At 66.3% G+C, this 22,936-nt stretch carries 16 protein-coding genes; 7 read left to right on the top strand and 9 right to left on the bottom strand.

Going from position 1 to position 22,936, the window contains the following annotated elements:
- Positions 1 to 219: 219 nt before the first annotated feature.
- Positions 220 to 1,863, top strand: coding sequence for an ATP-binding protein (locus tag QRN34_RS08145; RefSeq protein WP_285403547.1), 1,644 nt, complete (start codon positions 220 to 222; stop codon positions 1,861 to 1,863).
- Between the two features lie 67 nt (positions 1,864 to 1,930).
- Positions 1,931 to 3,334, top strand: a complete 1,404-nt coding sequence (locus QRN34_RS08140; protein WP_285403546.1) for a sigma-54 dependent transcriptional regulator — start codon at positions 1,931 to 1,933, stop codon at positions 3,332 to 3,334.
- Here the strand turns inward: QRN34_RS08140 and QRN34_RS08135 are convergent.
- The 5 genes from QRN34_RS08135 to QRN34_RS08115 form a co-directional block, all read right to left on the bottom strand.
- Complete coding sequence (locus QRN34_RS08135; protein WP_285403545.1) at positions 3,285 to 3,734, bottom strand: hypothetical protein; 450 nt, start codon at positions 3,732 to 3,734, stop codon at positions 3,285 to 3,287. The genes QRN34_RS08140 and QRN34_RS08135 overlap by 50 nt on opposite strands.
- Positions 3,735 to 3,824: 90 nt before the next feature.
- Positions 3,825 to 5,387: a hybrid sensor histidine kinase/response regulator gene (locus QRN34_RS08130; protein WP_285403544.1), complete on the bottom strand. Its 1,563-nt coding sequence runs from the start codon at positions 5,385 to 5,387 to the stop codon at positions 3,825 to 3,827.
- Between the two features lie 21 nt (positions 5,388 to 5,408).
- Entirely contained in the window at positions 5,409 to 5,861 is a 453-nt protein-coding gene (locus tag QRN34_RS08125) for a response regulator (RefSeq protein ID WP_036137569.1), read from the bottom strand.
- Positions 5,858 to 7,654, bottom strand: a complete 1,797-nt coding sequence (locus tag QRN34_RS08120) for an ATP-binding protein (protein ID WP_285403543.1) — start codon at positions 7,652 to 7,654, stop codon at positions 5,858 to 5,860. Before QRN34_RS08120 ends, QRN34_RS08125 begins: the two co-directional genes overlap by 4 nt.
- Positions 7,655 to 7,888: 234 nt before the next feature.
- A complete protein-coding gene (locus QRN34_RS08115) occupies positions 7,889 to 10,234 on the bottom strand; it encodes a GH92 family glycosyl hydrolase (protein ID WP_285403542.1) in 2,346 nt (781 codons plus the stop codon).
- A gap of 170 nt (positions 10,235 to 10,404) precedes the next feature.
- Here QRN34_RS08115 and QRN34_RS08110 point away from each other — a divergent pair, with 170 nt between their 5' ends.
- The 4 genes from QRN34_RS08110 (at position 10,405) to QRN34_RS08095 (ending at position 15,073) form a co-directional block, all read left to right on the top strand.
- Positions 10,405 to 11,454 (top strand): LacI family DNA-binding transcriptional regulator, encoded by a 1,050-nt coding sequence (locus QRN34_RS08110; protein WP_285403541.1) that lies wholly within the window; start codon positions 10,405 to 10,407, stop codon positions 11,452 to 11,454.
- 20 nt (positions 11,455 to 11,474) lie between these two features.
- A complete protein-coding gene (gene fucP, locus QRN34_RS08105; RefSeq protein ID WP_036137580.1) occupies positions 11,475 to 12,800 on the top strand; it encodes an L-fucose:H+ symporter permease in 1,326 nt (441 codons plus the stop codon).
- A 72-nt stretch (positions 12,801 to 12,872) separates the two neighbouring features.
- The gene (locus QRN34_RS08100) at positions 12,873 to 13,853 is read left to right on the top strand and encodes a carbohydrate kinase (protein ID WP_285403540.1); all 981 of its coding nucleotides are present in this window, start codon (positions 12,873 to 12,875) and stop codon (positions 13,851 to 13,853) included.
- Entirely contained in the window at positions 13,850 to 15,073 is a 1,224-nt protein-coding gene (locus QRN34_RS08095) for an AGE family epimerase/isomerase (protein ID WP_285403539.1), read from the top strand. Before QRN34_RS08100 ends, QRN34_RS08095 begins: the two co-directional genes overlap by 4 nt.
- Positions 15,074 to 15,262: 189 nt before the next feature.
- Here QRN34_RS08095 and QRN34_RS08090 read toward each other — a convergent pair whose 3' ends face one another.
- The 3 genes from QRN34_RS08090 to QRN34_RS08080 form a co-directional block, all read right to left on the bottom strand.
- Positions 15,263 to 16,285 carry a Ku protein gene (locus QRN34_RS08090; RefSeq protein WP_285403538.1) on the bottom strand — a complete coding sequence of 341 codons (1,023 nt, stop codon included), beginning with the start codon at positions 16,283 to 16,285 and terminating at the stop codon, positions 15,263 to 15,265.
- Between the two features lie 68 nt (positions 16,286 to 16,353).
- Positions 16,354 to 18,264 (bottom strand): CocE/NonD family hydrolase, encoded by a 1,911-nt coding sequence (locus QRN34_RS08085; RefSeq protein ID WP_285403537.1) that lies wholly within the window; start codon positions 18,262 to 18,264, stop codon positions 16,354 to 16,356.
- Between the two features lie 164 nt (positions 18,265 to 18,428).
- Positions 18,429 to 18,653 (bottom strand): hypothetical protein, encoded by a 225-nt coding sequence (locus QRN34_RS08080; protein WP_285403536.1) that lies wholly within the window; start codon positions 18,651 to 18,653, stop codon positions 18,429 to 18,431.
- Between the two features lie 311 nt (positions 18,654 to 18,964).
- Between QRN34_RS08080 and QRN34_RS08075 the strand changes: the two genes are divergently transcribed.
- Positions 18,965 to 21,955: an autotransporter outer membrane beta-barrel domain-containing protein gene (locus QRN34_RS08075; RefSeq protein WP_285403535.1), complete on the top strand. Its 2,991-nt coding sequence runs from the start codon at positions 18,965 to 18,967 to the stop codon at positions 21,953 to 21,955.
- An 86-nt stretch (positions 21,956 to 22,041) separates the two neighbouring features.
- Here QRN34_RS08075 and QRN34_RS08070 read toward each other — a convergent pair whose 3' ends face one another.
- Positions 22,042 to 22,920, bottom strand: a complete 879-nt coding sequence (locus QRN34_RS08070; RefSeq protein ID WP_285403534.1) for an EamA family transporter — start codon at positions 22,918 to 22,920, stop codon at positions 22,042 to 22,044.
- Between the last annotated feature and the right edge of the window lie 16 nt (positions 22,921 to 22,936).

Genomic DNA, 22,936 nt, shown 5'->3' with positions numbered 1-22,936 from the left:
GCCTGCACGGGAGTGGGGGATGCTTCGATCGATCACGCCAGAATGACGCAATACGGCCGCGTATTTTCCCGGAAGGCGCCCCGGATGGAAAGGGGCGCCGCGACATTGGCCCCGGGACGGCCGGTCCGGGCTGCAGGAATGGTGTGTTGCCGTGCCCCGGCGCCGCCTATACTGGCCCTCATCGAGGCCCCGGGGGGCCACCGGCGGAGAACCATCCACGTGTCCACGCCCGCGCCGACCAGCGCCTCCAGCTCGCGCGCCGTGCAGAACACGGCCCGCCACGAACTGTTCTTTTTCAACTACTTCCGGCTGGGTCAGGCCGCGGTCTACACCGCGCTGGCGTTCCGCCCCGAGCACATGAACTGGCCGGCCCTGCCGGAGCCCCTGGCCGCCCGGCTGCTCGCCCTGGCCTACCTGCTGGCCGCCCTGGTCATGGTCTCGCGCACGCGGGTTTCCCTGCACCGGCCCGTCCTCATCGTCTCCATCGGCCTGACGCTGGACATCGCCGCCGCTCTTTTCGCCCTGGTCCTCATGCACGACGTGCGCATGGGCGTGGCCATGATGCTGGCGGTCAACATGGCCACCGGCGCCTTGCTGCTGCCCTTCCGGCTGTCGATGTTCTTCGCGGCGCTGGCCACCCTGGCCATGCTGGGCCACTGCCTGTTCGACCTGGACGAACCCACCGCCGGCGACCGCGAACTGGTGGAATATGGGCTGTTCGGCGCAGCCTACTTCGCCTGCGCCTCGCTGTGCTACATGCTGGGCCGCAATATCCGCGCGTCGGAGGCCCTGGCCGAGCAGCGCGGCATCGACCTGGCCAACCTGTCCCAGGTGAACGAGCTGATCATCCGGCGCATGAAGACCGGCGTGCTGCTGGTCGACGAAGGCAACCGTATCCACCAGCTCAACGAGTCCGCGTGGATGCTGATGGGCAATCCTTCGGCCGAACAGCGCGACCTGGGCAGCCTGGCACCGGAGCTGTCGCGGCGGCTTTACCACTGGCGCACGTCCGGCAAGCTGGACGAGAGCGCAACCATGCTGGCCGACGGCACCCCCGAGGTCATCCCCCGGTTCTCCCGGCTGGCCCCCAACGACGATTCGCACGTCCTGATCTTCCTGGACGACACCTCGCTGGTGTCACGGCGTGCCGAGGAGCTGACCCTCAGCTCGCTGGGGCGCCTGTCCGCGTCGATCGCCCACGAGATCCGCAACCCGCTGGCGGCGATCCACTACTCGGCCCAGTTGCTGGCCGAATCCACCGACATGAACGATACCGACCTGCGGATGGTCGAGATCATCAACAACCATTGCTCGCGGCTCAACGAGATCATCGAGAACATCCTGCAGCTTTCCCGACGCGAGCGCTCGCGTCCGGAAACCCTGGACCTGAGCCAGTGGGTGCACCACTTCGTCACCGAATACCGCCTGGGCAACGATCTGGGCGCGGACATCCTGCGCGCCGTCTCGGGCAGCGAGCCCGTGGCCGCTGTCGCGGACCCCCAGCACCTGCAGCAGGTGATCTGGAACCTGGTCCAGAATGCCCTGCGCTACGGGCGCATGCCGGGTGAGCCCGCCCGCGTCATGCTGGTGGCCCGTCACTCGGAGGCCGGCATTCCCATCCTCGAGGTGATTGACCGGGGTCCGGGCATTCCGCCGAAGGTGGCCGCGCAGATCTTCGAGCCGTTCTTCACTACGCACGAATACGGCACGGGCCTGGGTCTCTACCTCGCCCGGCAGATGACCGAGGCCAATCAGGCCGCCCTGGAATACGTGCGCGTGGCAGGCGGCGGCAGCTGCTTCCGGATCAGCCTCACGCCGCCCGCCCGCACGGCGGCGTCGGTGCCCCTGGCCGCCAGGGCGTGAACGGCGCCCTTTGCGCGGGACGCCGGGACGGTTACATTGGCTGTCATCACCGAACCTTTCGGAACCCATGAGCAAGCAGTCCATACTGGTCATCGACGACGAACGCGACATCCGTGAGTTGCTGACCATCACCCTTGGGCGCATGGAGCTCGACGTCGACGCCGTAGGGAGCGTCACCGAAGCACGCAACGCCCTGGCGTCCCGTCGCTACGACCTGTGCTTTACCGACATGCGTCTGCCCGACGGCAGCGGCCAGGAGATCATCGAGCTGATCGCCGCCAACCATCCGGACATGCCCGTGGCGATGATCACCGCGTATGGCAACGTCGATGCAGCGGTAACCGCCCTGAAAGCGGGCGCATTCGACTTCGTGTCCAAGCCGGTGGATATCCACCTCCTGCGCCGCCTCGTCCGCACGGCCTTGCGCCTCTCCGAAGAACGCAAGACGGAAACCGGCGCCAAGGGTGCACCGGGCGCCGATCGCCTGATAGGCGACTCGCCCGTCATGACCGAAGTACGCGGGAAGATCGTCAAGCTGGCGCGCAACCAGGCGCCGGTGTATATCGGCGGCGAATCGGGGGTGGGCAAGGAACTGGTCGCCCGGCTGATCCACGAGCTGGGCCCCCGCGCGGCGGGCGCTTTCGTGCCCGTGAACTGCGGCGCCATTCCGTCGGAACTGATGGAAAGCGAGTTCTTCGGCCACCGCAAGGGCAGCTTCACGGGTGCCCATGCCGACAAGGAGGGCCTGTTCCAGGCGGCCCAGGGCGGCACGCTGTTCCTCGACGAGGTGGCCGAGCTGCCCCTGCACATGCAGGTGAAGCTGCTGCGGGCGATCCAGGAAAAAGCCGTGCGCCCCATCGGCGGCCGTGACGAGATCCCCGTGGACGTGCGCATCCTTTCGGCCACGCACAAGAACCTGGCCCTGCTGGTCGAGCAAGGCCTGTTTCGCCAGGACCTGTTCTATCGCATCAACGTGATCGAGCTGCGCGTACCACCGTTGCGCGAGCGCCGCGGCGACGTGCCCAAGCTGGCCGAGTTTGTCCTGCGCCAGCTCGCCGTGGAATCCGGTGGCGGCGCACCCGGCCGGCTGCAACCCGAAGCGCTGGCCGCGCTGGAGGCCTACCAGTTCCCGGGCAACGTGCGCGAACTGGAGAACATCCTCGAGCGCGCCATGGCCATGTGCGAAGGCGATGCCATCGAGGCGGAGGACCTGATGTTGCCGCAACGTACGGCGGCGCCTGCCCCTTCCGGTGCGGATGCCGCCACGGGCAGCGTGGCCCAAGCGCCTGCCAGCGGACTCTCGGCCGGCGGTGCCGACGGTTCGCTGGAAGATTTCATTTCCAACATCGAGCGCGACACGATCATCAAGGCGCTGGAAGAATCGCGGTACAACAAGACCGCGACCGCCAAGAAGCTGGGCATCACGTTCCGCGCCTTGCGGTACAAGCTGAAGAAGCTCGGGATCGATTGATGCGCCACCGCGCGTGACAGCGCCGCACCGTCATGGCCAGGCCGGCGTAGACGAGCACCGCGAGCATGGCGTTGAGGACAAGGCCGCCGAACAGCCCCCAGCCACGCTGGAAATCCTCATCCGGTGACGGTAGCTGCAGCCAGGGGGTAGCGAACAGGGGCACCTGCATGACCCCGCGCACGAGGTCGAACGCCGGGCCCTCCACGCATCGCGGATAGAGGCAGGAGGTCTGCCAGAGCAGGATCGACAGCGACGCCATGAGGTGCACCAGGCTCGCGACGATGAAGCCGACGAGGTATGTGGCGATCGTCATGCGACGCACGATGGCGTCGGCTTCCTTTTGCATATCCCAGAACATCGCACTCCCCGAAGCCGTGGCGGCCTGCGGCAGCGCAGACACGTGTCGGGAAGACGTTAGTCGGATACCCCTTCCATCGATATGGAAGGATTCTGAAAAATGCAGGCATTCCGCTAGGCGACGCGAAAGGGATCAGCCGCCCTTGCCCTCGCTCGCCTCCAGCGCCTCACGCACCTTGCGCAGCAGTGCGCGCGACTGGATCGGCTTGTGCAGCACGTAGAGGTGATCCAGCTGCGGCAGTTCGTCGAGGTTGGGCGGGGCGTCCGGCCGGGCCAGCAACAGCACCGCGCGGCTGTAGCCGTGCTCGAGCAGCGCGGCCAGCGTGCGCACGCCGGTGAACAGGTTCATATCGGCGTCCATCACCACGAGGTCCGGCACGCCGTGGGCCTCGATCCATTGCAGCGCGGCCGTGCCACTCTGGCTGGCGCCGGCCTGGTAGCCATAGGCATCCAGCGTGTCGACCAGCAACGACAACTGCACGGCTTCCTCGACCACCACGAGCACGCGCTCGGCTTCGCCCTGCAGCGACGCATCCATGATGGACGCCGGGGCGGCGTCCTCGTCTTCACTGTTGAGCGGCAGGTAGAGGTGGAACTGCGTGCCTTCACCCACCACGCTGCGCACGCGCATGAGGCCGCCGTGGCTGGCGACGATGCGCTTGCACGAGAGCAGGCCGAGGCCCGTGCCGGTCTCCTTGGTAGTGAAGAACGGCTCGAACAGGCGCGACAGGACGTCCGGCGGCATGCCCAGTCCGGTATCGATCACGGACAGGCGCAGGTAACGGCCCGGGTGCGGCTGCTCGCCTTCCAGGAAGAAATCGTCCGCCAGGCTCGCCTGCGTGGTCTCGATACGCAGCGTGCCGCCGGCAGGCATGGCCTGGAAAGCGTTGAGGCTGAGGTTGAGCAGACACTGCTGCAGCTCGGTGTGGTTGCCCTCGAAGGTGACATCCGCGTCATATACCTCGATCGTCATGTTGACGGTTCGCGGCACGCTGCCCTGCAAAAGCAATTTCAAGGCATCCAGCAGGGCGCCCAGACGCACCTGTTCCGCGCGCCGCGCGCCGCGCGCGAACGACAGCATCGACGACACCATCTCCAGGCCACGGCGCCCACAGTCGCGCACCAGCGTGCCCAGGCGGGCGAGGCGCGGATCGTCGGCGTAGTCTTCCAGCGTATCGCCGGCCAGCAGCAGCGGCTGCAGCAGGTTGCGCAGGTCGTGGCTGAGGCCGCCTGCCAGCAGGGCCAGGCTCTCGAAGCGCTGCGCGCGGATCAGTTCCTGCTCCGCACGGGCGCGACCGCGCTGCTCTTCCGCTTCGCGCAGGGCACGCCTTACGGCGGACGCCAGTCGCGCCGTGTTGTGCTTGAGGATGTAATCCGTGGCGCCGTTGCGCAGCGCCTCGATGGCGGCTTCCTCACCCAAGGTGGCGGAAATGAAGATGAAGGGTATGGCGGTATTGCGTTCGCGCAGCAGCTGCAAGGCCCGCTCACCGCTGAAGGTAGGCAGGCTGAGGTCGGACAGCACGATATGCGGGTCGAACCCGTCGAGGCCCGCGAGGAACGCCGCCTCGTCGTCGACGAGCAACACCTCGTAGTCGAGCCCGTCCTGCTCCAGCTCGGCCTGAATGAGCTCCGCATCGAGCTCGTTATCCTCTACCTGGAGGATGCGCACTTTCCGGTTCTGGTCCTGCCCACCCATATCAGTCGCCCGGCTCCTGGCTCAATCGCCGTCCGGGCGCTGGTTCAGCACCGCCCAGAAGTGGCCGAGCGTCTGCACGGCGGTGAAGAACTGCTGCACGTCGACCGGCTTGAGCACGTAGGCGTTCACGCCAAGGTCCCAGCTGCGGGCCAGGTCGCTCTCTTCGCGCGACGAGGAAAGGATCACCACCGGCAGGCGGCGCCACCGCTCTTCCGTTCGCAGCTCCTTGAGGACTTCCAGGCCATCCTTGCGCGGCATCTTGATGTCCAGCAGGATCACCGCCGGATCGCCCGGGTCACGCGTCGCGTAGGGGCCCCGACGATGCAGCCAGTCGAGGCAGTCCACGCCGTCTTCCACGTGCACCACGGGATTGGCCAGCTTTGCCTCCCTCAGGGCGTCCATCGCCATTTCCGCATCGGCCATGGAATCTTCGACGATGAGGATCGTATGCAGCTTGGCCTTGGCGTCGATCATGTGTCACCTGTGTGGGCGTCCGCACTATCGGAGGCCGGCAATGAGAAGTGGAACGTCGCACCGCGGTCCGTCTCGCCCTCGGCCCAGGTCCGCCCGCCGTGTCTCGCGATGATGCGGCGCACGTTGGCCAGGCCGATACCGTTACCCGGGAACTCCGAGGCGCGGTGCAGGCGCTGGAAGACACCGAACAGCTTGCTTGCGTACTGCATGTCGAAACCGGCGCCGTTGTCGCGCACGGCAAACTCGTAATCGCCTGCCGCGCTGCGCTCGAGGGTAACCTCGACGATCGCTTTCTCGCGGTTGGCGGTGTACTTGACCGCGTTACCCAGCAAGTTCTGCCAGACGGTGCGCAACATGTTCTCGTCGCCGACGACGATGGGCAGGGGAGCGATCCGCCACTCGATCTGGCGGTCGCGTACCTCGGTTTCAACCAGGGCGCGCGCCTCTTCCACCAGCGACTGCATATCCACCGCCTGCAGCCGCAACGCGCCGCGGCCCAGGCGGGAGAACACCAGCAGGTCGTCGATCAGCTGCGCCATGCGGCGGGAGGAATGGGTAATGACGTCGATGTAGTGCCTGACCCGGTCGTCGGAACGGTCGGCCAGGTGCGCTTCCAGCTTGCCGGCGAACCCGGCGATGTGCCGCAGCGGCGCACGCAGGTCGTGCGAGACGGAATAGCTGAAGGCCTCCAGCTCGCGATTGACGTCGGAGATCTGCTCCACCTTGCCCTCGAGCTGGCGATTGAGCTCGCTGACCTTCTGCTCGACCAGCGCTCGCGCCGTGATGTCGCTGACGGTCAGCAAGACCGCCGGCGCATCGTTGTCCGACTCTTCGATACGGCGCGCATTGATCACCACGAAGCGGTCGATGCCGTCCACGGTGCGCTGGGTGAGTTCGTAATCCCACAGTTCGCGGTCGCGCGCCACCACGTCGCTGAGGCGCTGCAACAGCGACGTGTCGCTCCATGCGCCTTCGCCGATCTCGTTGATCGGCAGCTTGCTGTCACGCTCACGGTCGAAACCGTACAGCTCGGCGAACGCCGTATTGACCAGCAACGTACGCAGCGAAGCGTCCAGCATTGCGATAGGCTCGCGCACGGCCTGCACGATCAGTTGCGAGCGATTCACGGCGTCGGACGCCTGCACCTCCGCTTTCAGGCGGATCGCGATCTGTCGCTCGGACACCACCACCACGATCGCCAGCAGCGCGATCTGCGCCAGCGAGGCGATCAGCAGCACCGTTCGGTTGTCCGATGCCGAATCCAGGGCCTGCGCGCGACGCTGTTCCAGCAGCGTGGATTCCTCCGCCAGCAGGTCGATCACCGTCTGGCGAATGGGAAAGAGGACGCGTATGTCCTCCATGGCCTTGAATGCGCCTTCGCGATCGCCCGCCCTGAGCCGGTCCATCGCCCGCTCGCAAAGGGTCGCCCGGCTGTTCGCCATCGCTTCCAGGCCGCCCAGGCGCGTGAGTTGCTGCGGATTGTCGGACATCATCAGGCGCAGGTCGCCGATGAGACCGGGGACCAGCTTGCGGTTCGCGGCCAGCCGCTCTTCCAGTTGGGGGTCGGCCGGCGCGCCCGCCAGCAGGGTGTACGCCGCCGCCTCGCTGCCGCGCAGGATGGCGTCGACACGATAGACGCCGGCCTTGATCTCGGCCGTATGCGTCACCCAGTCGCGGGTGGACAGGGCGGCATCCGCACTGGACCGATTGACCACGTATGGCAAGGCCACGATGACGAGCACCGCCGTGAGCAGACTCGCGATACGCCAGCGCGCCCCCATCCTTACGATCATGCTGTCGTGTTCCCCGCGACGAATCCTGCCCCTGAAGGACATGGATTATAGACGCTGGGTACTTCGATTCGCTGGTGACGCAAGGACACACCCTGGGGACGCGATAACGGGTGCGCCCCTTCCCGCCATGTGCCGTTCCGGCATCGGCGGGATAAGTGACGCACCCGTTGGATGAAAGGCGTGCTTAATGCCCAAAAAGCCGTGAAGGTTCCGTGAGCCCTGCCGAGGGTGGGCTCAGGGAGCCGCTCCGGTCATCGAGTAAGGCGCCGAGCCCGGCTGCTGGCCCCAGCCTTTTGCCGGCTCCGCCTGCATGGTGAAGTGCAGCTCGCCCCCGGCCACGATGTCCTCGTGACGGATGAAGGTGCGGTCCAGCGGCTTGCCGTTGAGCGTCACCCCGCCGATATAGGGATGCGCGGCGTCGAGCCGGTCGGCCGACACCGTGAACCGCTTGCCGCCGGGCAGGTTCAGCGTGGCCTTCTCCACGAACGGCCGCCCGATCACGTACTCGTTGCTGCCCGGGGCCACCGGATAGAAGCCCAGCGAGCTGAAGATGTACCAGGCGGACATCTGGCCCAGGTCGTCGTTGCCGACCAGGCCGGTGGGCGTCGGGCTGTACTGCGTCTTCATGATCTGGACCAGCCGCTCCTGCGTCTTCCAGGGTTGGCCCGCGTAGTCGTACAGGTAGGCCACCTGATGGCTGGGCTCGTTGCCATGCGCATACCAGCCGATCAGGCCGGTGATGTCCTCGACGTGGGCGAACGACTTGGGGTCCACCTTGGCATCGAATACCGAATCCAGCTTCTTGACGAAGGCATCCGTTCCGCCCAGGGCCGCGATCAGTCCGGCAACGTCCTGCGGCACGTACCAGGAGTACTGCCACGCGTTGCCCTCGGTGTAATCGCTGCCATAGGCGGCCGACGACGGATCGAACGGTTCGCGGAAGGCGCCGTCGCTCTTGCGCGCGCGAAGAAAGCCGGTACGCGTGTCGAAGCTGTTCTTCCAGTTGCCGGCACGCTTCATGAAGGTCGCGGCGACATCGTCCTTGCCCATCGCCTTGGCCATGCGCGCCAGCGACCAGTCGTCGAACGCGTACTCGACGGTCTTGGACGCGGCTTCGGGCTGCCGATCGATCGGCACGTAGCCGAGCTTCATGTAATCGTCCAGGCCGCCGTAGGGGCCGTACGTGGCACTGGCGACCATCGCCGCCAGCGCCTTGTCGGCATCGAACCCGCGGATACCCTTCATATAGGCATCGGCGATGACCGGCACGGCGTGGTAGCCGACCATGCACCAGGTTTCCATGCCCTGGTAGGCCCAGATCGGCAGGATGCCGAAGGGACTGGCCTCGCGCGCCGCGATCAGCGAATTGACGAACTGGCTGCTCATGTCGGAGCGCAGCAGCGTCACCAGCGGCTGCTGCGCGCGGTATACGTCCCACAGCGACCACGTGGAATAGAAGTCGAAGCCCTTGGCGGTGTGCACCTGGTTGTCGGGGCCGCGGTACTGCCCGTTGACGTCCATCGACAGGCTGGGGGAGATCATCGCGTGGTACAGCGCGGTGTAGAACATCCGTCGAGTGTCCACCGGGGCCTGCACGTCCACCGTCGACAACACCTTTTCCCAGGCCCCACGAGCCTCGGCGCGACGCGCGTCGAAGTCGAAGCCCTGGCCATCGGCGTCCAGGTTGGCCACCGCGTTGTCCTCGCTGACCGAGGACACGGCGACCTTCACCACCAGCGGCTTGCCCAGCTTGCCGAAATCGAACACGCCCTCCAGCGCACGACCGCTGATGCCGTCGGTGTCGTCGGCACGGTTGCCCGGCCCACTGAAGCCGCGGTAGGCGATCGCCTCCTCACGGTTCTTCAACGCACGGGAGGTCATCGGCTGGTTGAAACGCATGGCGAAATACAGCTGGCGGCCGGGCGCCCAGCCCCGCGTGGTGCGTCCGCCGGTGACCGTACCGTCCGCACGCACGCGCAGCGACGACCAGAGTACCTTGCCGTCGTAATCGTAAATGCTGGGCCGCAGGTCCAGCAGCAGGTGCGCCGGCTTGCCCGCCGGAAAGGTGTAGCGGTGCCAGCCGACCCGCGCACCGGCCGTCAGTTCCGCACGTACGCCGTAGTCGGCCAGCGTAACGGCGTAGTACCCTGCCTCGGCGCGTTCGGTCGTATGGTCGAAACGCGAGCGATAGCCGCTGCCGGGCTTGTCGGGGGAGCCCGGGTCCAGCTTCACGTCACCGGCAACGGGCATGACGAGGACATCGCCCAGGTCGGAATGGCCGCTGCCGGAGAAATGCGTATGGGAGAAACCGAGGATGCTCGTGTCGCCGTACTGGTAACCGGCGGCCCATTTGTAGGCGTGCTTGACGTCCGGCATCGCCGTGTCGGGGGACAGCTGGATCATGCCGAAGGGCACCGTGGCGCCCGGAAAGGTATGACCGTCGCCGCCGGTGCCGATCATCGGATCGACCGCCGCAAAGGCGCTGGTGGGTCGGTCGGCGGCGGCGGATGTCAGGATCGGCAGGGCAAGGCCCAGGGCGGCGGCGAGCAGGCCGCGACGCAGGCGGGCGGAGTTCGGCATGGATGGTTCCCCTCGAATGAACGCTTGACGAGCGGTCGCGATCGTTTGGATCGTGACAAACGGATCGAACGTAGCAAAGATAGCCGGCCCATGCATGTTGCAGTGCGTGATGCATCCCAGACCACACCGCGCGATGATCGCCCGGTTTAGATCGTTTGAAGGAGCCCTGAATGCCGAGGATCACCCCGCAACGCCGCAAGGTGACCCTCGCCGACATCGCGCTGGGGTGCGATGTGTCGCGGGCCACGGTGTCGCTGGTCCTGCGCGGCAGCCCCCTGGTCAACTCCGCGACGCGCGCGCGGGTCGAGGCGGAGCTCAAACGGCAAGGCTACGTCTATAACCGCGCGGCGGCCAACCTGCGCCGACGCACCTCCTCCAGTATCGGCCTGGTCATCAACGACCTGGGCAACCCGTTCTTCGCCGAGTTCGCGGCAGGTGCCGACGAGGCGCTGGCCAGCGCCGGCTACGTCACCCTGCTGGGCAATACTGGCGAATCGCCGGACCGCCAGCAGGCGGTGCTCAACTCCCTGATCGAACACGGCCCCGCCGGCATCATCCTCTCGCCGGCCGAAGGCAGCGAGGGGGAGCAGGTGCTGGCGGCGGTCGGCATGCACACGCCGCTGCTGGTGTTCAACCGCGAGCTGCCGGACGACGAAGGCGCCCATCGCTGGGACACCCTGGAGATGGACAACGAGCACGGCGCCCGGCTCGCCACGGAGCACCTCATCGGCCTCGGCCACCGGCGCATCGCCTTCTTCGGTGGCCACCGCGATTCCAGCTCGGTGGCCCAGCGTCGCAAGGGCTATGCCGGCGCCATGCAGGACGCCGGCCTGCCGGTCGATCCCGCCTGGCTGGTGGAAAGCGCGCCCACGCGCCTGGAAGCCGCCCGGCAGACCGGCGCGCTGTTCGCCCGCGACCCGGCACCTACCGCAGCCGTCTGCTACAACGACGCCGTCGCGCTGGGCCTGATCCTCGGCCTGACCAAGCGCGGCCGGCGCCCCGGCGAGGATTTCGCCCTGACCGGCTTCGACGATGTGGCGGAGGCCTCGGTGTGCGTACCGCCCCTCACCACCGTCGCGGTCGATCCGCGTGGCCTGGGCCGACGCAGCGCCGAACTCATCCTCGAACGACTTCGCAACCCCGAGACGGACACCGCTTATACGATCGCGCCGGTACGGCTGGTCGTACGCGAAAGCAGTTGTCCGCCCTCTTCACCCTGACCCACTACCTGGAGCGCCCCATGGCCACCGGATCCACGCCATTGCCCACCTCGTCTTCGACGAGCACGGGCGACACCCGTTACACCTACTTCCCGCTCGCCCTCGGCGTGATGACCACGATCTTCTTCATGTGGGGCTTCCTGACCTGCCTGAACGACATCCTGATCCCGCACCTCAAGGGTGTGTTCGAGCTGAACTACTTCCAGGCGATGCTCATCCAGTTCACCTTCTTTGGCGCGTATTTCATCATGGGCCTGCCTGCGGGCAAGCTGGTGGCTGCGCTCGGCTACAAGAAGGGCATCGTTGCCGGCCTGATCATCGCGGGCATCGGCGCGGCGCTGTTCTGGCCCGCCGCCGGTATGCGCGTCTATCCCATCTTCCTCGGCGCGCTGTTCATCCTGGCCACCGGCATCACGGTGCTGCAGGTGGCGGCGAACCCGTACGTCGCGCTGCTGGGTCCCGAGAAGACGGCTTCCAGTCGCCTCACCCTCGCCCAGGCCCTCAACTCGTTCGGCACCTTCCTCGCTCCGTTCTTCGGTGGCGTGCTGATCCTGTCCAACGCCGTGAAGAGCAGCGACGACATCGCCAAGCTCAGCGCCGCCGAGCAGGTCACCTACCGCGCGACCGAAGCCAGCGCCGTGCAGGTGCCGTACATCGGCCTGGCCGTGGTGCTGGTGCTGATCGCGATCGGCGTGTATCTGTTCAACCTGCCCAAGCTGGAAGAAACCACCGAGAAGGCCGACGAAGGCCACCACTCGCTGATGGACGCGCTGAAGACCCCGCACGTGTTTTTCGGTGTGCTCGGTATCTTCTTCTACGTCGGTGGTGAAGTCTCGATCGGCAGCTTCATGATCAACTACCTGCAGCTGCCTGAGATCGGCAACATGACGGGCGAAGTCGCCGCGTCGCACGTCGCCTTCTACTGGGGTGGCGCGATGGTCGGCCGCTTCATCGGTTCGGCCCTGCTGGCCAAGTTCTCGCCGCGCGTCCTGCTGGCCGTGTTCGCCGCCATCAACGTGCTGCTCGTCATCACCACCATGATGACCACCGGCACCGTGGCCGTTTACAGCATCGTGGCCATCGGCCTGTTCAACTCGATCATGTTCCCGACGATCTTCTCGCTCGGTATCGAGCGCATGGGTCCGCTCACCAGCAACGCGTCGAGCCTGCTGATCATGGCCATCGTCGGCGGCGCGCTGATCCCGGTCATCCAGGGCGCGGTCGCCGACCACATCGGCCTGCAGCACGCCTTCTTCATCCCGCTCATCTGCTACGCGTACATCGTGTTCTACGGCCTGAGCGGCTCGAAGATCCGCAACGTCCCGGTCGCCGCCAAGGCCGGTTGACGCTCGTCACGACGGCCGGCGCCCGCCGGCCGTCGTGCTTCCCCTTCCCTGTCCCCAAGGACACGCGTACGCATGTCTTCCATCCTCTGCTTCGGCGAGGCGCTGATCGATTTCCACGCACAGCCCCAGGGCGGCGCCGGTCAGCCTCCCGCCTTCGTTCCGTTTGCCGGTGGCGCTCCCGCCAACGTCGCGGTCGCCTCCGCCCTGCTGGGCGCCAAAGCCCGTTTCGCCGGCATGCTCGCCCGTGACATGTTCGGCGACTTCCTGCTCAAGAGCCTGACCGACCTCGGCGTCGGCACCGACGATGTCGCGCGTACCGACGAGGCGCGCACCGCGCTGGCCTTCGTCGCGCACGACGACAAGGGCGACCGCAGCTTCAGCTTCTATCGTCCGCCCGCGGCCGACCTGCTGTTCCGTCCTGAGCACTTTCGCGCCCAGGCGTTCGACGACCTGTCGATCTTCCACGTCTGCTCCAACTCGCTCACCGAGGCCGCGATCGCCGCGACTACGGTCGAAGGCATGCGCCGCGCCCGCACGGCCGGTGCGCTGGTCAGCTTCGACATGAACCTGCGTCCGGCCCTGTGGCCGAAGGACGAGGCACCGTTGCCCCGTCTGTGGGAGACCCTGCACGAAGCGGACGTGATCAAGCTCAGTGCCGAAGAGTTCGCGTTCATCCACACCGACGCCGACACCGATGATGCCGTGCTTGCCCGGCTGTGGGAGGGCGAGGCCCGCCTGCTGCTGGTCACCGACGGTGGTGAACCGATGCGCTGGTTTACCCGCGCCGCAAGCGGCGAGCTGTCCGGCTATGCCGTCGAGGCCGTGGACACCACGGCTGCGGGCGATGCGTTCGTCGGTGGCCTGCTGTCGCGCCTGGACCACGAGGGCGTCACCCCGGCCAGCTTCGACGCGTTGATCGCCGATGAAGCCCGCCTGGTCGAGCTGATCCGTTTTGCCGCCGCCTGCGGTGCGATCACCGCGACCCGCAAGGGCTCGTTCACCGCCATTCCCGACCAGGCCGAAGTGAAGGCCTTCATGGAGAAGCACGCATGACGACTGTCCCCCGCCCCGATTTCCATTCCGTCGACGTCCTCCGCGACCATGTCGCGAAGACCATGGCCTTCTACAAGCCGAACGAGGTCGATCCGACCGGCGGCTTCTTCCAGTACTTCAAGGACGACGGCTCGGTCTACGACCGCGGCCATCGCCACCTGGTGTCGAGCACGCGCTTCGTCTTCAACCATGCCATGGCCTACCTCGAGTTCAACAAGCCCGAGGACAAGGACCTGGTCATGCACGGCCTGACCTACCTGCGCAAGGTGCACCTCAACCCGGAGACCGGCGGTTACGCCTGGACGATCGCCGACGGCAAGCGCGACGACCAGATGAACCACTGCTACGGCCTGGCCTTCATGCTGCTGGCCTATTCCTGCGGCGTGAAGGTCGGCTTCGACGAGGCACGCGCGTGGCAGGGCGAGATCTGGGACCTGCTCGAGAAGCGCTACTTCGAGCCGGAGTACGGCCTGTACCGCGACGAGGCGGACAAGGACTGGAACTTCACCGGCTATCGCGGCCAGAACGCCAACATGCACATGACCGAGGCCATGATCGCCGCGTGGGAAGCCACGAAGGAGGATCGTTACCTCGATCGCGCGCTGCTGCTGGCCGAGAACATGACCCAGCGCCAGGCCGGGCTCACCCCGCAGAAGCTGGTGTGGGAGCACTACCACAGCGACTGGACGATCGACTGGGAATACAACCTCGACAACCCCAAGCACCTGTTCCGCCCCTGGGGTTTCCAGCCCGGCCACCAGACCGAGTGGGCGAAGCTGTTGATGATGCTCGATCGCTACACCAAGGGCACGCCGAAGCATAAGGACTGGCTGGTGCCCACCGCGAAGCACCTGTTCGACGAGGCCCTGGCCAAGGCCTGGGACAACGAGCACGGCGGCATCGCCTACGGTTTCTCGCCCGAGGGCGATGTCTGCGACGACGACAAGTATTTCTGGGTACAGGCGGAATCGCTGGGCGCTGCGCAGCTGCTGTTCGAAACCACGGGCGAGAAAAAGTACGACGAGGCCTACGAGAAGATCTGGGCCTACAGCTGGCAGCACTTCGTCGATCACACGTACGGCGCCTGGTATCGCATCCTCAAGCGCAACAACGAAAAATACGACGACGAAAAGAGCCCCGCCGGCAAGACCGACTATCACACCATGGGCGCCTGCTACGAAATCATGGCCTCCCTCCGCCGCATGCAAAAACCCGCGTAGGAGCGCACGATGTGCGCGATCCCTCAATGGCCCTACCGCGAGGGAAGCCGCAAATCATGTTCTGGCGGGCGGTTCCGTACCGCCCGCCAGAACGGCTCCAGGCTCTGGGCTCTAGACACCCCATCCCAAAGCCACCCGTCCAAGACAACCCATACCCGCCAGACCCGCGACGATAATCGCCGCACCGTATCACCCCGCCCGACGCCTGGTCGGCGCCTTACGTGAAGCCCCCTTCCGTGCCGGATTCTTCTTCGCGACCGTCTTCGCGGGCGCTGCCTTGGCGGGCGCTGCTTTGGCGGGAGCCGCTTTCTTCGCCCCGCCCTTCGACGCCGCTTTCTTCGCAACAGCCTTACCCGTGGCAGCTTTCTTCACCGGCATCTTCTCGGTTGGCGTCGTCTTCGCCGGTGTGCGCGTCTTCGCGCCCAGGCTCTTCTTCAGCAGCGCCATGAAGTCCACCACATTGGTGGTAGCGTTCTCCGGCGTATAGTCGTCATCGTCGTCCACGGTCGTCCTGACGCCCTTGCTCTTGAGCCGCTTCTCGATGGCGCCACGCAGCTTGTCGCGGAACTCGTCGCGATAATCGCCGGGCGACCAATCCGCCGCCATGGACTGGATGAGGTCGGCAGCCATCTCGATTTCACGGGGCGAAATGCGGTAGGCCGTCGCGGCCTTGTCGGGCAGGTCGTAATCGCTCAGGTCCACGATCTCCGACTGGTAGCGCAGGATGTTCAGCACCAACCCGTCGCCCTGCGGCATCACCGCGGCCAGGTATTCCTTGGTACGGATGACCACACGCGCGATCCCGATCTTGCCGGTCTTCTTCAGGGTTTCGCGCAGCAGTACGTAACCCTTCTCGGCCTTCTTCGCCGGCAACAGGATGTACGGCTTCTCGAAATACGACGGGGCGATGGAACCGGCGTCTACGAAGGCATCGATCTCCACCGTTTCGTGGGCATCGCTGGCGGCGTTCTTGATGTCCTCTTCCTCGAGGACCACGTAGCTGCCTTTCTGGTACTCGAACGCCTTGACGATGTCCTTCCAGGGGACTTCCTCGCCGGTCTCGGCATTGACCCGCTCGTAGCGCACCGGCGTATTGCTGCGCTGGTCGAGCATGCGGAAATGCAGGTCGTTGCGACGTTCGCCCGACATGAGTCGGATCGGCACGTTGAGCAGGCCGAACGATAACGTACCGGTCCAGATGGGGCGTGCCATACGGGCGATCCTCGGGCGGCGGATGAGCGCCGAGGATCGCCCCGATGGCGTGCAGGTAACGCCAACGCCTAGTTCGCGTCGTCGATCACGGGCAGCTCGATCGCGCTGGCCTTGCCCGGCGCATGCCATACCTGCTGCGTGGCCTTGCGGTAATCGGCAGGCCTGGCGAAGAAGATATTCGGCACGAAGGTCTGCGGGTTGCGATCGTAGAGAGGGAACCATGACGATTGCACCTGGACCATGACCCGATGCCCGGGCAGGAAGGTGTGATCCACGGTAGGCAGGCCGAAGCGGTAGGGCAGCGGCGTGTCGGGCGTGAGCGGTTTCGCCTCGGTGAATCCCTCGCGGTAGCGGCCACGCAGGATGTCCATCGACACTGCCAGTTCGTACCCGCCCATCGTGGGGTTGGAGGCGTTGGTCTCCGGATAGACATCGATCAGCTTCACCACCCAGTCGCTGTCAGTGCCGCTGGTGGAGGCGTAAAGGTCGACCTGGGGTGCGCCCGCCACCCGCAAGGGTGCGGTGAGCGGCTCGGTCATGTAGGTCAGGACATCCGGGCGACCGTCGACGAAACGCTGGTCCTGGACCAGCCATGTCGTCCACGACTGACGATCGGCAAAATGGACCGGGCGCGGTACGTAGGGCACCGGCTTGGCCGGATCGGACACATACGTGTCATAACCCGGCGCAGCGGCCGCCGGCGCCGCAAATGACAACTTTCCATTGGCATTGAGGTACAACGGCCGGGTCTTTTTCCCCTGCGGCCAGGACGAAAAGCGATCCCAGTGGTTCTCGCCGGTGTTGTAGATCAGCACAGGCGGCGTCTTCGCCTTCGGCGCGCCGTCCAGCAGGTATTGGTTGAAGAACGGCAACAGGACATCGCGCCGGAACTGCAACGCGGTGTCGCCGTCCCACGCCAGCGCGCCCAGCGACGCACCGCTGTAGTTGACCTGGCTGTGGCGCCACGGACCCATGACCAGGTAATTCATGGTGTTGGCGCGGTCCTTGGGTTCGACCGCCTCATAGCTATGGATCGCCCCCCACATGTCCTCCTGGTCCCACAGGCCCTGTATCCACATCACCGGGACTTTCAGCGGCTGCCTTGCCATTTCCTTGTCGAGTGCCTGGCCCTGCCAGTACGCGTCGTAGGCCGGATGCTCGCTCAGCTTGCGCCAGTAGGGCAGCGCGTCGAGGCCCGCGGCACGAGCGTAATCGCCTGCGGAGCCTGCCCGCAGGAAGTTGGTGTAGTCGTCGTAACCGGCCCGGCTGATGGCCTCGCCCTTGCCACGCCTGGCGTTCTGGCCGGCGATGTAATCGAAGTTGGTCTGCCGGAACGCGCCGTAATGGAACCAGTCGTCGCCCATCCAGCCATCCACCATGGGGCTTTCGGGTGCGGCCACCTTCAGGGCGGGATGCGGGTTGACCAACGCCATGACCACCGTGAAACCCTCGTAGGACGAGCCGATCATGCCGACCTTGCCGTTCGACTCGGGCAGGTTCTTCGTCAGCCAGTCGATGGTGTCGTAGGCGTCGGTCGAGTGATCCACGGCGGAGGCGTTGAGCGGACCGTGCAGCGGGCGCGTCATCACGTAGTCGCCCTCGGACCCGTACTTGCCGCGGATATCCTGGAAGACGCGGATGTAGCCGGCATCGACGAATACCTCGTCACCCTGCGGCAGCACGTCGCGCATCGTCGTGGCATCGGCCCGGCTGGTCCGGCCATCGGCGTCGTAAGGCGTGCGTGTCAGCAGGATGGGGGCATGGTGGGCGTTTCGGGGAATCACGATCACCGTATGCAGCTTGACCCCGTCGCGCATGGGGATCTCGACCACGCGCTTGATGAAGTCGTCGGCGGCGGTGGGACTGGCGAAGCTCGCCGGGATGTCCGGCGTCATCGGCGCCGTCTGGGCGTGGGCCAGGCCGGCGGTCACGGCGAACGAGAGCGCCAGCAGGCGCGGCAGGAGCGGGAGGGATGTCATGGCAACGGCGTCCTAGGGCAGCAGGCAACCGCCCTAGCGTGCCGCATCCTGGCGATGACGGCCACGTCCCATGCGTGCGACCCCGACGATCGTGCAAAAAAAAGCCGCTCCGAAGAGCGGCGTTTTCCTCGTCACGCCCCGAAGGACACCGACGATGGACGAACTTACTGAGCCGGAGCGGTCGAAGCCGGAGCCGGAGCCGGGGCAGTCGCAGTGGCAGCCGGTGCGGTGGTGGCGGCAGCCGGAGCGTCGGCCGGTGCGGTGGCGGCCGGTGCGGTGGCGGCAGCAGCCGGGGCGTCGGCGGGGGCGGCGTTGTCTTCCGACTTGTTGCAACCCGACAGGGCGGCGACGGCGACAAAAGCCAGGGCGGCGATAGAAATGACCTTCATGATTCTTTGCTCCTCAATGTGTAATACATAAACGGGTACGTCTTGGACATCCTGCCGGTAAGGCAGCATCTCCCAGAGTAGCCGCGTCGGCAGGCGGTTGGAACTCGCATCCTCGACGAAACCGTCCGAAGATAGGCTCTCCTAGGATGCAACGACAATAATGAAGCGTGGATGTCCGGCGGCGCAGCGCTAGACGTGCTCGCAGACATTTTCAGAATAATCGCGTTCCCCCCTCGGAAGCCAGTCCCTATTCTGTCAGCTGGAAGTTGCCATCGGCGCCCTGCCGATGACCAGACAAGGAGAAAGGCCTCGTGAGCACCCCCCAACCCTCCCGCATCTCGCGGCGCACGCCGCAACGCCGGCGTTACCTCGCCGCCATGGTCGGTGCCGTCCTGGCGCCGGTCGCCGGTGCGGCACCGCCACCCTGGATCGTCGACGGTGGCATCCTCGACATCCCCGGCGAAGCCTTCGAAACCCGCGGCGAGTCGGAATCCGTGCTCCTGATCAGAGGCGGTGGTGGCGCCACGGCGCGCAGGGCAATCCTCGAAACCTACGGCGACTCCGCCAGCGCCGTCGAGGTACGCGGCGCGGGCAGCACGTTCGAGATGACCGGCGGCACCCTGGAAACCCACGGCGGCGGCTCCGCAGCTCTCTGGGTCCAGGGCACCCGACGCGCGAATGTCGCACTGCGCGATGTCGCCCTCGTGACAGAGGCCGGCGTCGCGCGCGGCGCCTACTTCAACCAGGACGGCGCCGACGGGCAGTTCATCCGTGGCAGCGTCACGACCACCGGCAATACGTCCATCGGTGTGCTCGCGGAAAACGGCGGCAGTTTCTCGCTGGCGGGCACGCAGGTTCTCACGACGGGGAAAACCTCGCACGGGGCCGAAGCCACGGGTACCGACTCGTCGCTGCGCGCCAGCAAGGGTGCCACCATCACGACCCAGGGCGAGGGCGCGGCAGGCGTCAACATCGGCGCCCAGGCAGTGGCAACGATCGCTGACAGCACCATCCTTACCCACGGAGCCTATGCGCCGGCACTGGCCGGGCAGGAGCAGAGCGGCACGGTCACCGTGCTCAACACATCACTCACTACGACCGGCGACAACGCGCGTGGCGTCACGACGGCCGACGGCGCCAACATGCGCCTGGAAAGCACACGGATCGACACCGCGGGTGCGGGCGCAACCGGCGTGGACGATCGCGCCTCGTCGGTCGTGCTGATCGACGGCGAGGTATCCACGCGCGGCGACCGGGCGTACGCCGTCAACGCCCGGGGCGGCGAGTACGCCGGCCGCAACCCCCTCGTCTCGCTCACCGGCACGGCGCTCAAGACGGCCGGCATTTCCGCGCACGCCGTGCAGGCCCTGGGCGGAGGCGAAGTCCGCCTGATCGAAGCCACGGTGACCACCACCGGCGCAACCGCACACGGCATTGCGACCAGTCAGGGCACCGTCCGCGCGGACGATACACAGGTCATGACGCACGGTGCCGGCGCGTATGGCGCCGTCGTGCTGGGCGGCGGCAACCTGTATGTCGACGGGGGCAGCATCGGCAGCGAGCACACGGCGGTGCTCCGCCTTCGCGATCCCGGCACCGTACGCTTCGCCCATGGAGCACGCCTCGACGGTGCCGAACATGGCCTGATCGATGTCGATCCGGCGTCCTCGCTTCCGTTCACCGTAGTCCTCGACGAAAACGCGCATGCCTTTGGCGACATTCGCACCGCAGGGCCCTTCGTCCCACCTGCCGCTGGAACCCACGGCCCCTCCCTCGCCATCAGCCGTGGGGCTTCGTGGACCGGTGCAAGCACCATCGTCCGTGACGTCACGCTCGATAGCGATGGCACCTGGAACGTCACGGCCGACAGCGAGATCGCCAGCCTGCGCCACCACGGCGGCACGCTGGCCTTCGCACACGCTGCCGCGGGCACATTCCAACATCTGACGATTCGCGGCGACTACGACGGGCAGGACGGCCTCTTAGTCATGAATGCGCACAAGGGTGACGACAACTCACCGGCCGATCTCATCCATGTGCAGGGCAACGCCTCCGGTTCTGGCCGCATTGCGGTGACATACGTCGATGGCAACGGTGCCGATACCGTCGACGGCATTCCGCTCATCCGCATCGACGGTCGCTCCGATGCGGTGTTTCGGCTACAGGGCCGCGTGGCCACCAAGATCTACGAATATTTCCTGCGCAAGGGTTCGGTGCACGCCCCCAACGACGGTAACTGGTACCTGCGCTCGTCGCGCGAGCCCGACCCCATCGTCGATCCCGCGATCGAGCCCCCCGTCACGCCGACGCCGGAAAACCCTGACATCGACCCGCCCGCGGACGTGCTTCCACCGCCACCGCCACCGCCGCCGGAGACATCCCGCATCCTGCGTCCGGAGGTCGGCACCTATCGCGCCAACCAGACTGCGGCACTGGATATGTTCCAGGGCGGGATCGGCGGTGGCCAGGACGACGAACGCGACGATGCCCGACAGAGTGTCTGGGCACGCTTCGATCGGCGACACACGGCGTTCGATATCGGCGATCAGCTCGTCACGACCAGCGGGTCGAGCGAACTCACCCTCGGTGCCGACCTGATCCGCGGCGCCTCCGATGCCGAGGGCTATGCCGGTGTCATGGCATCCACGGGCCGCGCCGACACCAGCGCCCGATCGCGCGTCACGGGCTACACCGCCAAGGGCCGCGCGCGCGGTTCGGCGGGGGGTCTCTATGCGGGCATCCGCACCGACAACGGGACCTACGTCCGCGGCTGGACCCAGTACGCTCACCTCAGCCAGCGCGTAGAGGGCGTCACCTTACCCATGGAGCGTTACGGCAGCGGCAACCTCAGCGCCAGCATCGAGGCAGGACGACGCTGGCGCCGCGCACTCAATCCCGACACCGATGTCTACCTGGAGCCGCAGGCGCAACTTACGGCCATGCGCCTCAGCGGCGGCGCGCATCGCGAGGTCAACGGTACGCAGGTCGCCCCGCTGCACGGTAGCGGCGCCACTGCCCGCCTAGGCCTGCGCGGCGCGGCGCGCTGGCACACGCCGTCCGGACACACGGCGTCGCCTTACTTCACGGCGAGTTGGCTACGCCGTCTGGGTCATCTCGATGCCACCCGCCTCGACGACGACGCGTTTTCCGCAGGCGTACCGCGCAATGCCTACGCCGTGAAGCTGGGGCTCACCTTCCTGCGTGCCACACGTTGGCGGATGTGGACCGATGTCGAAACGCGCTTCGGTGCCAACGGCTACCGTCGGGTGACGGGCAGCCTGGGCATCCGCCGCATCTGGTGAGTCATAGCTCCGGATCGCCGCAAGGCGATCCGGAGCATCGCTGCCCCGGCCACCACATTATTAACCCATGTCATCAGCCGATGCCATCAGCCAACGACTTCAGGCGACACCGCCACAGGGCGCCTCGCGGTGATGGTGCTGCCGATGGACGCCAGCACGATGCATCCGATGGCCAGCCATTGCGACAGGGCAAGCATCTCGCCGAGCAGCAGCATCGCCAGCAAGGAGGCCACGGCAGGCTCCAGGCTGACCATGATGCCGAAGGTCTCACTCGGTAATCGTTTCAACGCCATCATCTCCAATGACATGGGAATGGCGCTCGACACCACTGCCACGCCCAGACCGGCGAGCAGCACACGTGGCTCGAACAACGCCGCACCGGCGTGCACCACGCCAAAGGGCACGACAACGAGACTCGCCGCCACCAATCCCAGCGACACAGAGTGGCCGGCGTGGAGGTGCCCGGCCTGTTTACCGAAGACGATATACAGCCCCCAGCACACTGCCGCGCCCAGGGCGAACATCACGCCCGTCGTATCGACGGTACCCCGCCCACCCAGCGGCAACAGCATGGCGAGTCCGATCACGGCGCAGGCAAGCCAGACAAAATCCACCGCACGGCGCGAGCCGATCATGGCGACCGCCAGCGGCCCGCTGAATTCGATGGCGACGGCCACACCAAAGGGAATGGTCTTCAGGGCCATGTAGAACAACAGGTTCATGACACCGAGCGTCAGGCCATAACGGACCACGAAGCCCGCATCGCGCCGGTTCAGCGGCCACCGCCAGGGTCGCCATACCACCAGGAGTACCAGTGCGGAAAAGCCCACACGCAGGGCCGATGTGCCTTCCGCGCCGATAAGTGGAAACAGCTTCTTCGCAAACGACGTGCCGACGCACAACGACGTAACCGAACCAAGCACGGCGAGTGCCGGCAGCCAGAGGGAGACAGGGCGGGGATTCATGCGGCCACTTTAGCGA

The sequence above is a fragment of the Luteibacter sp. ME-Dv--P-043b genome (assembly GCF_030209605.1).
In the GTDB taxonomy this organism is placed as follows: Bacteria; Pseudomonadota; Gammaproteobacteria; order Xanthomonadales; family Rhodanobacteraceae; genus Luteibacter.
Note: the sequence above shows the minus strand (reverse complement) of the source record. Positions and strands in the feature narration are given on the sequence as shown.

Excerpts from the sequence above, each read along its gene's own strand:
- QRN34_RS08140 (WP_285403546.1), top strand. The coding sequence starts at position 1,931 with ATGAGCAAGCAGTCCATACTGGTCATCGACGACGAACGCGACATCCGT.
- QRN34_RS08130 (WP_285403544.1), bottom strand. The coding sequence starts at position 5,387 with ATGGGTGGGCAGGACCAGAACCGGAAAGTGCGCATCCTCCAGGTAGAG.
- QRN34_RS08125 (WP_036137569.1), bottom strand. The coding sequence starts at position 5,861 with ATGATCGACGCCAAGGCCAAGCTGCATACGATCCTCATCGTCGAAGAT.
- QRN34_RS08120 (WP_285403543.1), bottom strand. The coding sequence starts at position 7,654 with ATGATCGTAAGGATGGGGGCGCGCTGGCGTATCGCGAGTCTGCTCACG.
- QRN34_RS08115 (WP_285403542.1), bottom strand. The coding sequence starts at position 10,234 with ATGCCGAACTCCGCCCGCCTGCGTCGCGGCCTGCTCGCCGCCGCCCTG.
- QRN34_RS08110 (WP_285403541.1), top strand. The coding sequence starts at position 10,405 with ATGCCGAGGATCACCCCGCAACGCCGCAAGGTGACCCTCGCCGACATC.
- fucP (WP_036137580.1), top strand. The coding sequence starts at position 11,475 with ATGGCCACCGGATCCACGCCATTGCCCACCTCGTCTTCGACGAGCACG.
- QRN34_RS08100 (WP_285403540.1), top strand. The coding sequence starts at position 12,873 with ATGTCTTCCATCCTCTGCTTCGGCGAGGCGCTGATCGATTTCCACGCA.
- QRN34_RS08095 (WP_285403539.1), top strand. The coding sequence starts at position 13,850 with ATGACGACTGTCCCCCGCCCCGATTTCCATTCCGTCGACGTCCTCCGC.
- QRN34_RS08090 (WP_285403538.1), bottom strand. The coding sequence starts at position 16,285 with ATGGCACGCCCCATCTGGACCGGTACGTTATCGTTCGGCCTGCTCAAC.
- QRN34_RS08085 (WP_285403537.1), bottom strand. The coding sequence starts at position 18,264 with ATGACATCCCTCCCGCTCCTGCCGCGCCTGCTGGCGCTCTCGTTCGCC.
- QRN34_RS08080 (WP_285403536.1), bottom strand. The coding sequence starts at position 18,653 with ATGAAGGTCATTTCTATCGCCGCCCTGGCTTTTGTCGCCGTCGCCGCC.
- QRN34_RS08070 (WP_285403534.1), bottom strand. The coding sequence starts at position 22,920 with ATGAATCCCCGCCCTGTCTCCCTCTGGCTGCCGGCACTCGCCGTGCTT.